The following is a 12,863-nucleotide window of genomic DNA, read 5'->3' as shown; positions in this document are numbered from 1 at the left end:
TCCATCACCAATGCGGCAACCAGTCCGCATTGGGTCCCCTCAAGCGAGCGCGCCGTTCACTGTAATCTGGCATCTCCTGCGACACAATCGCCCAGAAGCGGTCGCTGTGGTTCATTTCTCGCAGATGTGCCAGTTCATGGACGACGACATAATCCAGCAGCGTCATGGGCGCATGCGCCAGCCGCCAGTGCAGTCGAATCTGTCCGGTGCTGGAGCAACTGCCCCAGCGTGTGCGTGCCGATGACAGGCCCAGGCCTGCGTAGCGCACGCCCATCCGCGCCGCGTAATGATCAAGGCGCTCCGCGAACACGCGCCGCGCTTCGCCTTGCAGCCAACGGAGCAACGCCAGTCGCACCATCTCCGCATCTGACGGGTCGCGGACCATCAGCGTCAACGTCCGCGATACCGGTTGGGCAATGACTTGTGTCGTCCGCCGTCCGGTCGCCAACGCGACGATCCGTAAATGATATGGCTCCCCGAAAACCGGGAATAGCATGCCGTCCTGCCATTGAATCGGACCGGCCGGCTCGGCGGCAAACTTGGCCAGCCAGTTGTCGAGCTTGCCGATGATCCAGCTTTGCTTCGAGACAATCGCTTCATCCAGCGTGGCCAACGAAAGCCGCAACGGTGCCGTGATTGTCAGCCCCTCCCGATCGATTACAAAGCCGACGGTGCGGCGCGACGAACGCTTCAGGGTGTAATCGATGCATCGATCTCCGAGCATGATCTGGCGTTTCTGCACCAGGCGCGTCTGAGGCGGACGGGTCGTCCCGGCTTTTGGCGGAGTACCATGAGCTGTGCCCCCGGAAGCCGGGTCCGGATGGCGCCGGAACAGATCAAGAAGTCGCATCGACGGGTGGGTTGCCGGCAGACGGGGAAACGCGCGATGCCGCGTCCTGCTGCGCTGCCGGTGATACGGTTGCCGTCGACGCGGCAGGCGCGGCGGTGGCACTCGCCGTATCGATCGCAGCCGAGGCACCCGTGACTTTCTCCGACGCATATGCGGACGCATCGATTCGGCGCATCTCCGCTTCGATCCATCCAGCCACTTCGTTATTGACGTCGTCGGTCGTGCGACCGGCGGTGCGAATCACCGGCCCGATGGAGATCGTCACCAGGCCCGGATGCTTAACCAGGGTGTTACGTGGCCAGACGCGTCCGGCGTTATGGGCGATCGGTACGACATCGGCGTTCGTCGCCAGTGCAAACCGCGCACCGCCCGACTTGTAGACGCCCGTCACGCCGGTAGGGGTGCGCGTGCCTTCCGGGAACATCACGACCGACGACCCATCGGCGATCCGTTCCTTCCCCTGGCGGATCACTGACGCAAATGCCCGGGGCCCCTGCTTGCGGTCGATATGGATCATCTTCAGCAGACCCAGCGTCCAGCCAAAGAACGGAATATAAAGCAGGGACCGCTTGAAGACGTAGCACTGCGGACCGCGCAACAACGCTGGGATGGCGATGGTCTCCCAGGCCGACTGATGTTTGACGAGTACGACCACGGGCCGGTCCGGCAGGTTTTCCTCGCCGATCACGCGATATCGGATGCCGCAAAGGGCGCGCGCGCCATTGATCGAAAGTCGACACCAGACGCGGACCATCGACCAACGCTGGTGCGCATTCAGCAGCACGAAGACCAGTAGACAAGTGATCGCGTAAACCGGCGTCAGCAAAGACATATACAACAGGAACAACACGGAACGCAGCAGGCGCATGACCCCAGTCCTTAATCCACGTGATGCGCCAGGAAATCCAGCGCGAATTGCCGCAGGTCGTCGTGAATACGCGTCCCGGGCGGCAGCGCGTGGTCGGCGCCTTGCGTCTCGGCATCGGCCAGTGTCTTGGCGCCCTTGCCGGTCTTGACGAGGTGCGGGACAAAACCCGCCGCCGCACCGCTTTGCAGGTCGCGCAACGCATCACCGACCATCGGCACCTTGGAGGCATCGGCCACGTCGTAGCGCTCCACGATTTCGTGCATCATGCCGGGCAGTGGCTTGCGGCACAGGCAGGCGTCGCGGTTGGTATGGGGGCAGAAGAACACCGCTTCGATCCGTGCACCGGCCGCGGCAGCGGCACGATGCATCTTCTCGTGAATGTCGTTCAGCATGGCGGTATCGAACAGGCCGCGACCAATGCCGGACTGGTTCGTCGCCACGACAACCCGGTAACCGGCGCGATTCAGCCGCGCAATGGCTTCCAGGCTGCCGGGAATCGGTTGCCATTCATCGGGTGACTTGATGAACGCGGCCGAGTCGTGATTGATCACGCCATCTCGGTCGAGCACGACCAGCTTGCGGCCGTGTGCCGTGCCGCGCTGTCCGTCTTGATTGCCGTATACACCCATCGTTTTCTCCGCCGCCATCCGGAACCCGGCCGGGTGCCGTCAGCTCGCCAGTTTCGAGATATCCGCGACCGCGTTCATCGCGGCATGCAGCTCGCGCAGCAACGCCAGTCGATTGGCCCGCAGGGCCGGGTCCTCGGCGTTGACCATCACGTCGTTGAAGAAGGCGTCGACGCTTCCACGCAGACCGGCGAGCACCGTCAGCGCCTGTGCATACTCGCCTGCGGCGCGGTGCGCGCGTGCCGCAGGCGCCACGCGTTCCAGGTCTCCGTACAACGCTGTCTCCGCGGCTTCCTGCAACAGCGCCGGTTGCACACCGTACTCGACGGTCATGCCCGATGCCACCACGCCATCTTCGGATTTCTTCAGGATATTGCCAATCCGCTTGTTCGCCGCGGCGAGCGCGTCGGACTCAGGCAGTGACGCAAAGGCACGAACGGCATCAAGGCGCGCGATGACGTCATCGAAGCGCGTGGGCGCATCAGACAGCACGGCTTCGATTTCGTTCGATGCATAGCCACGGTCACGCAGCAACGGGCGCAGTCGATCGAGGAAGAAACCGTACAGCGCATCCACCGGGTCCGTCACGGTCGCCATCGTTGCAAACGGCGCATAGGCGGCGTGCAGCAATGCGCGCAGGTCGAGCGGCAACTGTTTTTCGATCAGAATCCGCAGCACGCCCAGCGCTTGCCGCCGCAGCGCGAACGGATCTTTCTCACCGGTAGGAGCAAGGCCGATACCCCAAATACCCACCAGCGTTTCCAACTTGTCCGCCAACGCCACCACGGTGCCGGTCGCCGTCGTCGGTAACGTATCACCGGAGAAACGCGGTTGGTAATGTTCCGAACATGCGAGTGCGACTTCCGCCGCCTCGCCGTCGTGGCGGGCGTAGTACGTGCCCATCGTGCCTTGCAGCTCGGGGAATTCGCCGACCATGTCCGTGATCAGGTCCGCCTTCGCCAATCGTGCGGCGCGTGCCGCCAGTGTCACGTCCGCACCCATGCGCGGCGCAATGACTTCGGCAATCGCGACCATCCGTTCGGTGCGTGCCAACTGCGAGCCCAGCTTGTTGTGATAGACGACATTGCCGAGTTGCGCAACGCGATCGGCCAGCGGTTTCTTCTTATCCTGCTGAAAAAAGAAGCGAGCATCTGCCAGGCGCGGTCGGATCACGCGGGCATTGCCTTCGATGATGTCGTGTGGTGTGTCGGTATCGATGTTCGACACGACGAGGAAGCGCGAACGCAGCTTGCCGGCGGCGTCCGTCAGCGCGAAATACTTCTGGTTCGTCTGCATCGTCAGGATCAGACATTCCTGCGGTACTTCCAGGAACGCGTCATCGAAATGGCAGGCGTAGACGCGTGGCCATTCGACCAATGCCGAGACTTCATCGAGCAGGCTGTCAGGCATGATCACCTGATCGTCTCCGGCGATGTCACGCAGTTGGCGGACGATTGATTCGCGCCGCGCGGCCTGGCTTGCCACCACCCGGCCTTGTTGTCCCAGGACATCGGTGTACGTATCTGCATCGGGCAGTGCGATCTCGCCATCCGACAGAAAACGATGGCCAAGCGTCGTGCGCCCCGCGGGCAGGCCGAAGGCCGAGACCGGGACGATCGCATCGCCGTGTAGTGCCGTCAAGCGATGCACCGGACGCACGAAATTCACCACTTCCACCTTGCCCGGCGTATATCGCTGGTAGGTCATCATCTTCGGTACCGGCAGTTTCGCGAGCGTCTCCGTCAACGCTGATTGCAGCGCGTCGGCCAACAACGCACCGGGGGCCGTGTAGTTCAGAAACAGCGCCTCGGTCTTGCCATCCGGCGCGCGCTCCAGTGCGTCGACGCCGATGTCGGGAAATCCCAGCGCCGCGAGCTTCTTTGCCAATGGTGGCGTGGGCTGGCCGTTTGCATCGAGCGCCACTTGTACCGGCAGCACTTTCTGGCGCACGCGTTGCTCCGCTGCCTGTGATCGCACACCGGGAAGCAGTACGGCAAGGCGGCGCGGCGTGGCAAACGTGGTGAAGACCGGCGCGTTGCCTGTCGTGACGGTATCGATCAGATTGTCATTCGCCAGGCGCGTGGCGATACCGCTGGCAAAGGCGTCGCCAAGGCGGGCCAGCGCCTTCGGCGGCAGTTCCTCGGTCAGGAGTTCAACGAGTAGCGTGGCTGTGTGCGTCATGGTCATTCAAGATTCGATCCGGGACTGGAGCAAGCCCGTCCATTAATCCGTGTTGCAGCGGTTTTTGCTGCAGGCGTTCACCCGCTCCTGTGCCCGTGTGTCCTAGCGCGGTGCGTGCGACATGGCATGGGGCAGGGTCAGGCTGCCTTAGTGGTTGCGGCGGGCGGGGTCATCAAGGCCCGTGTTTCCGGCGGCGCCATCGGGAAGCCGAGTTTCTCGCGGGAGGCGTAATACGCTTGCGCCACGGTTCGCGCCAGCGTCCGGATTCGGCCGATATACGCGGCACGCTCGGTCACCGAGATCGCGCCGCGGGCATCGAGCAGGTTGAACGTGTGTGCCGCCTTCAACACCATTTCGTAGGCCGGCAGCGCCAGCGGCACTTCCATCAGCCGCTTTGCCTCGGATTCGTAGTGCGTGAAGAAATCGAACAACATCGGCGCGTTGGCATGCTCGAAGTTGTAGGTCGATTGCTCTACTTCGTTTTGGTGAAAGACGTCCCCGTATTTCAGCACGCGACGCTCGCCGTTTTCTTCCCATTCGGTCCAGACCAGGTCGTAGATGTTCTCGACCTTCTGCAGGTACATCGCCAGGCGTTCGATACCGTAGGTGATCTCGCCCAGCACCGGCATGCAGTCGATGCCACCCACCTGTTGGAAGTACGTGAACTGGGTGACTTCCATCCCGTTCAGCCAGACTTCCCAGCCAAGTCCCCAGGCGCCGAGCGTCGGGTTTTCCCAATCGTCCTCCACCAGGCGCACGTCGTTCTGCTGCAGATCCAGGCCCAGCGCCTTCAACGATCCAAAGTACAGCTCCAGGATATTGTCCGGGGCCGGTTTCATGACCGTCTGGAATTGGTAATAGTGCTGCAGGCGGTTCGGATTTTCGCCGTAACGTCCATCCTTCGGCCGACGCGATGGCTGCACATAGGCGGCGCGCCAGTGTTCGGGGCCGATTGCGCGCAGGAACGTGGCGGTGTGCGAGGTGCCCGCGCCCACTTCCATATCGTAGGGCTGGAGGATCGCACAACCTTGCTTGTCCCAATACGACTGCAAGGTCAGGATGATTTGCTGGAAAGTGAGCATGGAAAAACGAAAAGCGTCAAAAGCGGTCGAGAGCGGCGGGACGCGGCTCGGAAACCCTCGATTCTAGCCTCTTTCATCGGGTCCCGGCCTGGGATTTCCTGCCAATGACGCCAGGGAGCCTAGTCCCGGCGCTTTCGCCCGGCGGCAAAGGCACCAAGCAGGATGACCAGCGCGGCGACCAGCACCGGTACGTTGCCAAATCGGATATACGGCGTGGTGCCTTGCATCCCTTGCACGGTGGCGTCCAAGGCGCCCACCGTTTCCGCGGGCAGGCGCGCTTGCACGTCACCGTTGGCATCGATCGCGGCGGTCGTACCGGTATTGGTCGCGCGGATCACAGGGCGTTGCATTTCCAGAGCCCGCATCCGCGAGATTTGCAGATGCTGGTCCAGCGCGATCGAGTCGCCGAACCACGCCAGGTTCGTCGAGTTCACCAGCACGCCTGCCGGCATTGCCTGTCCGCGCAGATTGGCGGCAATTTCCTCACCGAACAAGTCTTCGTAGCAGATATTGACTGCAAAGCGCTCGCCCTTGACGATGAACGGCGGTTGCACGGGCGCGCCGCGGGCAAAATCACCAAGCGGAATCTGCATCAACTGCACGAACCACCGGAAGCCCCAGGGCACGAATTCGCCGAACGGCACCAGGTGGTGTTTATCGTAGCGATACAACAACGACTGCCCCGGACTCAGACCGAATGTCGAGTTCGTATAGGACAGATGCCCGTCGCGGTCCGTCACGCCCGCCGCGCCGAGGAGGAGCGACGAGCCCGTGCGATCGACAAATGCCCGAGTCGCCTGGGCAAAACGTTCCGGGGTATCGTTAATCACGATCGGCAAGGCCGTTTCCGGCGTCACGATCAAGTCCGCGGCTTTCGCGGTGATCAATTGCTGGTACAGGGCCAGCGAATGGTCGAGGCCGGCTTGGGAGAACTTGATGCTTTGCCCAATGTCGCCTTGCAACAGCCGAACGGTCAGGGGGGCGGTATCGGGATGGGTAAAGTGCAGCCAGCGTCCCCCCAGGCCAAGCGCAACGAGCACGAGCGCCGTGCTGCCGCACACCACACCGGTGAGATTGGCATGCCGGCGAACACCAAAAACACATTGGGTGAGCAGTGCCGCGCAGGTGGCGGTAATGAATCCAACGCCATACACGCCCACGAGCGCGGCAAACCCTTCGAACGGGCCATCCACCTGGGCATAGCCGATCGACAACCAGGGAAAACCGGTGAACACCGTGCCGCGCAACCATTCGCCCAACGCCCACGTCGCCCCGAACAGCACCGCCGACAACAGCAGTCGCCCGATGCGGCGCGCGCGCACCGGGCGGCTCGGTGTGCGATCCAGGCGCAGGGGGCGCCAGGGCAAACCTCGGATGGGTGCATTGAACGCGGAAAGGTCCGCTGCCGACACATCGGATGACGTCGCGTGAGCGGCGGCGCTGTTGGTCACCGCATCGGAGCTGGTGATCCGCAGCGGGCCGACCGAGGCAGGATCGTTCGACAGGGGGGTGGCGACAAACCAGGCGCCGCAGGCCAACGCCGGGTATAGGGCCAGGTAGGCGGCAAACAGGACGACAGCGGCGCCGGCCATCACGGCCGGCATGCCACCGTAGTGGTGCATGCTGATATAGAGCCAGTATAGGCCGCTGACAAAATTGCCGACACCGAACAGGAAACCGGTGATCAACGCACTAAGCCGATTGCGCGACAATGCCAGCAGTCCGAACAGCACGGCCAGCAGAGGCAATTGCAACCATCCGCCTTGCGGTACCGGGGCAAAGGTGAGGGTGGATAACACGCCGAGGCCGAGCGCGCTGGCGGTGCGCCGCCAGCCGATCGTGCCAAGGGCTGCGCCCATGCGTGCCAGCCGTCCACGGCGAGCGGCCGCCGATGTGTCGATACCGGTTGGTCGCTGGGCGCGGTCGGTGGTCTCGTCGCGCATCAGTTGTCGTGCGTCGAGCCGTCACCGTCCTGTAGCGACGGTTCGGGTAGTCGGGTGACCAGCAGTACGTGCAGTTGCCGGGCGTCACCGCGCAGGATCTCGAAAGAGAAGCCATCGATATCGATGGCTTCTCCACGGTGCGGCACGCGACCGAAGCGGTGCGTTACAAGGCCCCCGATCGTGTCTGCTTCGTCGTCGCCATAGGTTGCGCCGAATACCTCGTTGAATTGGGCGACCTCGGTCAAGGCGCGCACACGGTAACGGCCATCCGGCGCGGCGATGATATTGTCCTCTTCCTCGTCGAAATCGAACTCGTCCTCGATATCGCCGACGATCTGCTCCAGCACGTCCTCGATCGTGATCAAGCCGGCGACACCGCCATATTCGTCAACGACGATGGCCAGGTGATTGCGATTGACGCGAAAATCATGCAGCAGCACGTTGAGGCGCTTCGATTCAGGAATGAAGACAGCCGGGCGCAGCATGGACCGGACATCGAACGTCTCGCGATGTTCCGGGGCATCTTCCTTGTAGAACTGCAGCAGGTCCTTCGCCAGCAGCACGCCGATCACGTTGTCGCGGCTGCCTTCATAGACCGGATAGCGCGAATGGGCCTTATCGAGCATGAACGGCAGGAAGGTGTCCGGCGATTCGTCGATATTGATGGCATCCATCTGGGCGCGCGGCACCATTACGTCGCGCGCGCTCATCTCGGCAACCTGGAAAACTCCTTCGATCATCGACAGGGAGTCGGCATCGATCAGGTTGCGCTCGTGCGCATCCTGCAGGATTTCGAGCAACTCGGCCCGCGAATCCGGTTCCGGAGAGATCAGGTCGGTCAACCGTTCGAGCAGGGAACGGGGTCTATCGGTGTTGCGTCTACTAGGATATGGGTCGTTCATGGTGGAGCGTCGCCGTCGGCGGCACGTCTCGGCGCGAGGCCACGCCTGAGCCAGCCGAGACATGCCGAAAAGGCGGCAGGCAGGCAGGCGGACGCAGCAGCAGACGGACGAAGGCGGCCGGGGTGTCTGGACGCAATGGTGACGTTCAAGATTGGAAGCATACACTATCGGCGGGGATCGGCCAGAAAAGCCCGGCTACCATGGGATGGCACGGCCTTTCAGTCAGGCAAGCGGTGGCGTTTTTTGCCGACTCGACTATTTCATCGACGATTTGTCATTGTCCCGTCATCATCATGTTGGATCGACGCAGCGCGCGAGCAGCCGTTCCAGGTGCGGATCTGGAATACCGGCCGCCCGCAAGGCGGCAACGGTTTTCTCGACGTATTCGCGTGTGGTTCCGTAGATGCCGCTGGCCTGCCGCATGACATGGCGCAGCACCGCGTCCGGCAACAAGCCGGCGTACGCCGCGGAATCGCGGCGGATGACAAAGCTGAGCGCACGGACCTGGCGCCCATCGGTCAGCCGGCAGGAAAGCCAGGCAGGGCGGTAGGCGCCGAGTGACATTTCCCGTTGCCATAGCGTTTCCAAGTGCGGCGTGCTTCCGGCGAAGGCAAGCCGGAAAGCCATGCCGGAGCAGGAACCGCCGCGATCGATCGCCAGGACGAGACCGGGTTGTTCCGCGGTGCCGCGATTAAGCCGGGACCACATGAACAAGCCGCGGTGATAGCCATGGACGCGGGCGCGTACCGCTTCCAGGACGGGCAAGCCGGGGTTCCAGATCAGCGAGCCATAGCCGAAGATCCAGATGTCGTCGGCTTCGGCGTGCGACGCAAATGCCTGCCGCCGTGACGCCGCAAGGTCCGCCTCTGATAAATGGACAACCGCGCCGTTCGGAGGAGGGTAAATGCCAGCGAGGCTGTCGCGTTCATCAAGATTCGACATGGGGCGCCTTCAATGCAGCACGCGGGGGGCGGCTGGTTCGGCGCCATCGTCGTCTTCAACATCGTCCGCGTAAGGATCAGGGAAGCCCAGGCTTTCGAGCAACTCGGTCTCGATGGCCTCCATTTCCTCTGCCTCTTCATCGTCTTCGTGGTCGTAGCCCTGCGCATGCAGCACGCCGTGGATGACCAGATGCGCATAGTGCGCCAGCAGCGGTTTGCCCTGCTCGGTCGCTTCACTTTCCACCACGGGGCAGCAAAGGACGATATCGCCGGTCACGGGGTCCTCTTCCGATTCGGCGTAGGCGAATGTCAGCACATTCGTCGCGTAGTCTTTGCCACGGTAGGTGCGGTTCAATACCTTGCCTTCGTCCGAATCGACGAAGCGCAGTGTCAGTGCCGCGTCGTCGAAGATTGCAGCCCGCACCCACTCCGTCAGTACGGGCTTCGTCAGCAGTTTGCGATGCGCGGCAAACGCAGGGGCGGCGAACTGCACCTCAAGCGTCAGTTTTGGCGGCTCGGAGGATTGATCGTCGTCGATATCGTCCGCGCCCGGGGCGGCGTCTTCGATTGTCATGGCGGTAGGTGGGTGTGTTGCGTAGGGTGCGGCTGCCGGATCACATCAATGCGGCGATAGAAACGCGCCGCGGTCACTGCCATCCTTCTGCTTTGCGTGGGCCTCATACGCATCGACGATCCGGCCGACGAGCGGATGCCGCACGACATCGACGCTTGTGAATTGCGTCATCGCGATACCCCGTACATTGGCTAGAATCTCTTTCGCGTCGAGCAGGCCGCTGCGGTGGCCGCGCGGCAAGTCGACCTGGGTCGTATCGCCGGTCACCACTGCTTTCGACCCAAAGCCGATCCGCGTCAGGAACATTTTCATCTGTTCCGGCGTCGTGTTCTGCGCCTCGTCGAGGATGATGAACGCGTGATTGAGTGTCCGGCCTCGCATATAAGCCAGCGGCGCGATCTCGATCATCTGTTTCTCGAACATCTTCGCCGTGCGGTCGAAGCCGAGCAGGTCATACAGCGCGTCGTACAGTGGACGCAGGTAGGGATCGACTTTCTGCGTCAGGTCGCCGGGCAGAAAACCCAGCCGCTCGCCGGCCTCCACCGCCGGCCGCGTCAGCACGATACGCTTGATCTGGTCGCGTTCGAGCGCGTCCACCGCGCACGCCACCGCCAGGTAGGTCTTCCCGGTACCAGCCGGGCCGATGCCAAACGTGATGTCGTGCGACAGGATCGCTTTCAGGTAGGCATGCTGTGTCGGCGTGCGGCCACGCAAATCGGCCTTGCGGGTATGCAAGACGATGGCGTCCGGTCCAAGATGCGTTGGTAGCGCATGCGGATCCGCGTCGAGTGCCGCTGGCGGCGCCACGTCGCGCGCGCTCAATTCGACCATGGGTGGCAGAGCGGGGCCGGTAGGGTGCCGCAGTGGCCCCGTGTGCGTCGCACTTTTCCCCGTCGCGGTGGATGATCGGCTTTTCGTCGCCGAGCCGGACTGTCCCGCGCGGGCGGTGCGCCCCGTATGCAGTCCGATCACGGTGCCGGTATGACGCGCCTCCACCAGTCCGAGTTGCACATCTTCCAGGGACAGCGGCACACGTGCGCGGTTATAGAAGCTTTCCAACGCGGTAACGGCGGCCTTGGCATTCCGGCCTCGCACCGCGATCCGGTGTCCTCGCCGGGCCAGCGTTACGTCCAGCGCCTGCTCGATCTGACGCAGGTTCTCATCCAGCGGGCCGCACAAGTTGGCGAGACGCTGATTGTCGTCACGCGGGGCGGCGAATTCTTCTTGGGCGATTTTCAACGCGAGACAGCCATCCTTTCCAGATAAAGAGGTGCGCGGGCAGCGGCGCGCGGTGTCTAACAGCAGTGACCAGACGGTTCGTCCTGAACAAATGGCCGCATGGCTCAATCGGGCAGGGTTCCGGACGCGGCCGGTCAGTGCTTCCGGCCCCGCAGACCCTGGCTGCGTTTGCATTATTACACCGTGCTGCTTTGTCTGCCCGATTTTGGCCGGTATGGGTCAGGCAACCGCCTGCGTATCGTCGGCGGTGACGATACGGCCCCGCAGCGAGTGGGGAAATGCCTGATCGATATATACATCGATCATTTGGCCGGTCAGGCGTGCGTGCGATCCGGGAGGTGCTGGAAAATTGACCACCCGGTTATTCTCCGTACGACCGTGCAATTCGTTCGGATCTTTCCGCGATGGCCCTTCCACCAGAATGCGCTGTACGCTTCCAAGCATGCCATCGCTTATACGGCGCACGTTGGCCTCAATCGTGGCTTGGAGGTGCATCAACCGCTTCAGCTTGACGTCATGGGGCGTATCGTCGTGCAAATTGGCCGCCGGCGTGCCGGGGCGCGGGCTGTAGATGAACGAATAGCTCGTGTCATAGCCAATATGCTCGACCAGTGCCATCAACTTGTCGAAATCGTCTTCCGTCTCGCCAGGAAAGCCGACGATAAAATCGGTCGACACCGACAGATTCGGGCGAATGGCGCGCAGCTTGCGGATGACCGATTTGTACTCCAGAACCGAATAGCCGCGCTTCATCGCCATCAGAACCCGGTCGGAGCCGTGCTGCACGGGCAGGTGCAGGTGATCGACGAGCTTCGGCACTTTTGCGTAGGCATCGATGAGGCGCTGCGTAAATTCCTTCGGATGCGATGTCGTGTAGCGGATGCGCTCGATGCCAGGGATATCCGCGACCAGTTCGATCAGACCGGCGAAATCGATCTTGTCTTCGTCGGCTGCGTCGGCCAGGTCTTTTGACAGCGGTGCCAGGTAGGCATTGACGTTTTGCCCCAGCAAGGTGACTTCGCGTACGCCCTGGTCCGCCAGTTCGGCGATCTCGGTCAATACGTCGTCCAGCGGCCGGGAGACTTCCTCGCCGCGCGTGTAAGGCACCACGCAATAGCTGCAGTACTTGCTGCACCCTTCCATGATGGAAACGAACGCGCTCGGTCCTTCGACGCGGGCTGGCGGCAAATGGTCGAACTTTTCGATCTCCGGAAACGAGATATCCACCTGCGAGCGGCCCGTGGCACGCCGCGCGTCAATCATTTTTGGCAGTCGGTGCAGCGTTTGCGGCCCAAATACGACGTCGACGTAGGGCGCGCGCGAGACGATCGCCGCGCCTTCCTGGCTGGCCACGCAACCGCCCACGCCGATGATCAGGTCCGGATTGTTCTCCTTCAGCACCTTGACCCGGCCGAGTTCGGAAAACACCTTCTCCTGCGCTTTTTCGCGTACCGAGCAGGTATTGAAAAGAATGACATCCGCATCATCAGGTGTCTGGGTTTGCACCAGACCCTGGGCCGCGCCGAGCACGTCAGCCATTTTGTCGGAGTCGTACTCGTTCATCTGGCACCCATATGTCTTGATGAAAATCTTTTTCTGACGTGGTGTACTCGGGCTGGCGGCCGTATCGGCCGGGCTGGCCGGGGAGAGGGACATC

Annotated in this window: 10 protein-coding genes and 2 pseudogenes; all 12 read right to left on the bottom strand. The window is 62.5% G+C overall.

Going from position 1 to position 12,863, the window contains the following annotated elements; translation table 11 throughout:
- Positions 1-4 precede the first annotated feature (4 nt).
- Positions 5-850: a M48 family metallopeptidase gene (locus tag WM40_RS00370; RefSeq protein WP_052738088.1), complete on the bottom strand. Its 846-nt coding sequence runs from the start codon at positions 848-850 to the stop codon at positions 5-7.
- Positions 837-1,718, bottom strand: a complete 882-nt coding sequence (locus tag WM40_RS00365; RefSeq protein ID WP_082102341.1) for a lysophospholipid acyltransferase family protein — start codon at positions 1,716-1,718, stop codon at positions 837-839. The genes WM40_RS00370 and WM40_RS00365 overlap by 14 nt, the downstream gene beginning before the upstream one ends.
- A gap of 11 nt (positions 1,719-1,729) precedes the next feature.
- Complete coding sequence (gene gmhB / locus WM40_RS00360) at positions 1,730-2,347, bottom strand: D-glycero-beta-D-manno-heptose 1,7-bisphosphate 7-phosphatase (RefSeq protein ID WP_046151965.1); 618 nt, start codon at positions 2,345-2,347, stop codon at positions 1,730-1,732.
- A 39-nt stretch (positions 2,348-2,386) separates the two neighbouring features.
- Positions 2,387-4,531, bottom strand: a complete 2,145-nt coding sequence (glyS, locus tag WM40_RS00355; RefSeq protein ID WP_046151851.1) for a glycine--tRNA ligase subunit beta — start codon at positions 4,529-4,531, stop codon at positions 2,387-2,389.
- 131 nt (positions 4,532-4,662) lie between these two features.
- Entirely contained in the window at positions 4,663-5,607 is a 945-nt protein-coding gene (gene glyQ, locus WM40_RS00350) for a glycine--tRNA ligase subunit alpha (RefSeq protein ID WP_024902654.1), read from the bottom strand.
- A gap of 119 nt (positions 5,608-5,726) precedes the next feature.
- On the bottom strand, positions 5,727-7,550 hold the full coding sequence (gene lnt, locus WM40_RS00345) for an apolipoprotein N-acyltransferase (protein ID WP_046151850.1): 1,824 nt from the start codon (positions 7,548-7,550) through the stop codon (positions 5,727-5,729).
- A complete protein-coding gene (locus WM40_RS00340) occupies positions 7,550-8,452 on the bottom strand; it encodes an HlyC/CorC family transporter (protein ID WP_024902656.1) in 903 nt (300 codons plus the stop codon). The genes lnt and WM40_RS00340 overlap by 1 nt, the downstream gene beginning before the upstream one ends.
- Before the next feature lie 291 nt (positions 8,453-8,743).
- The gene (locus tag WM40_RS00335) at positions 8,744-9,394 is read right to left on the bottom strand and encodes a gamma-glutamylcyclotransferase (RefSeq protein WP_046151849.1); all 651 of its coding nucleotides are present in this window, start codon (positions 9,392-9,394) and stop codon (positions 8,744-8,746) included.
- Between the two features lie 9 nt (positions 9,395-9,403).
- A complete protein-coding gene (ybeY, locus tag WM40_RS00330) occupies positions 9,404-9,967 on the bottom strand; it encodes an rRNA maturation RNase YbeY (protein WP_024902658.1) in 564 nt (187 codons plus the stop codon).
- Between the two features lie 45 nt (positions 9,968-10,012).
- A pseudogene (locus WM40_RS32385) lies at positions 10,013-10,702 on the bottom strand (PhoH family protein); the annotation flags it as partial.
- Positions 10,703-10,942: 240 nt separating this feature from the next.
- Positions 10,943-11,206: pseudogene (locus WM40_RS32380) on the bottom strand (PhoH family protein); the annotation flags it as partial.
- Positions 11,207-11,425: 219 nt separating this feature from the next.
- A complete protein-coding gene (miaB, locus tag WM40_RS00320) occupies positions 11,426-12,862 on the bottom strand; it encodes a tRNA (N6-isopentenyl adenosine(37)-C2)-methylthiotransferase MiaB (RefSeq protein ID WP_046151963.1) in 1,437 nt (478 codons plus the stop codon).
- Position 12,863: the final 1 nt, after the last annotated feature.

Origin of the sequence: Robbsia andropogonis (assembly GCF_000970345.1) — a bacterium.
Classification (GTDB): Bacteria; Pseudomonadota; Gammaproteobacteria; order Burkholderiales; family Burkholderiaceae; genus Robbsia; species Robbsia andropogonis.
This window is presented reverse-complemented; position numbering and strand designations above follow the sequence as displayed.

What these genes read in the sequence shown, in the direction of transcription:
- WM40_RS00365 (WP_082102341.1), bottom strand. Translation starts at nt 1,718, where the DNA reads ATGCGCCTGCTGCGTTCCGTGTTGTTCCTGTTGTATATGTCTTTGCTG.
- gmhB (WP_046151965.1), bottom strand. Translation starts at nt 2,347, where the DNA reads ATGGGTGTATACGGCAATCAAGACGGACAGCGCGGCACGGCACACGGC.
- WM40_RS00370 (WP_052738088.1), bottom strand. Translation starts at nt 850, where the DNA reads ATGCGACTTCTTGATCTGTTCCGGCGCCATCCGGACCCGGCTTCCGGG.
- WM40_RS00335 (WP_046151849.1), bottom strand. Translation starts at nt 9,394, where the DNA reads ATGTCGAATCTTGATGAACGCGACAGCCTCGCTGGCATTTACCCTCCT.
- glyS (WP_046151851.1), bottom strand. Translation starts at nt 4,531, where the DNA reads ATGACCATGACGCACACAGCCACGCTACTCGTTGAACTCCTGACCGAG.
- glyQ (WP_024902654.1), bottom strand. Translation starts at nt 5,607, where the DNA reads ATGCTCACTTTCCAGCAAATCATCCTGACCTTGCAGTCGTATTGGGAC.
- WM40_RS00340 (WP_024902656.1), bottom strand. Translation starts at nt 8,452, where the DNA reads ATGAACGACCCATATCCTAGTAGACGCAACACCGATAGACCCCGTTCC.
- ybeY (WP_024902658.1), bottom strand. Translation starts at nt 9,967, where the DNA reads ATGACAATCGAAGACGCCGCCCCGGGCGCGGACGATATCGACGACGAT.
- lnt (WP_046151850.1), bottom strand. Translation starts at nt 7,550, where the DNA reads ATGCGCGACGAGACCACCGACCGCGCCCAGCGACCAACCGGTATCGAC.
- miaB (WP_046151963.1), bottom strand. Translation starts at nt 12,862, where the DNA reads ATGTCCCTCTCCCCGGCCAGCCCGGCCGATACGGCCGCCAGCCCGAGT.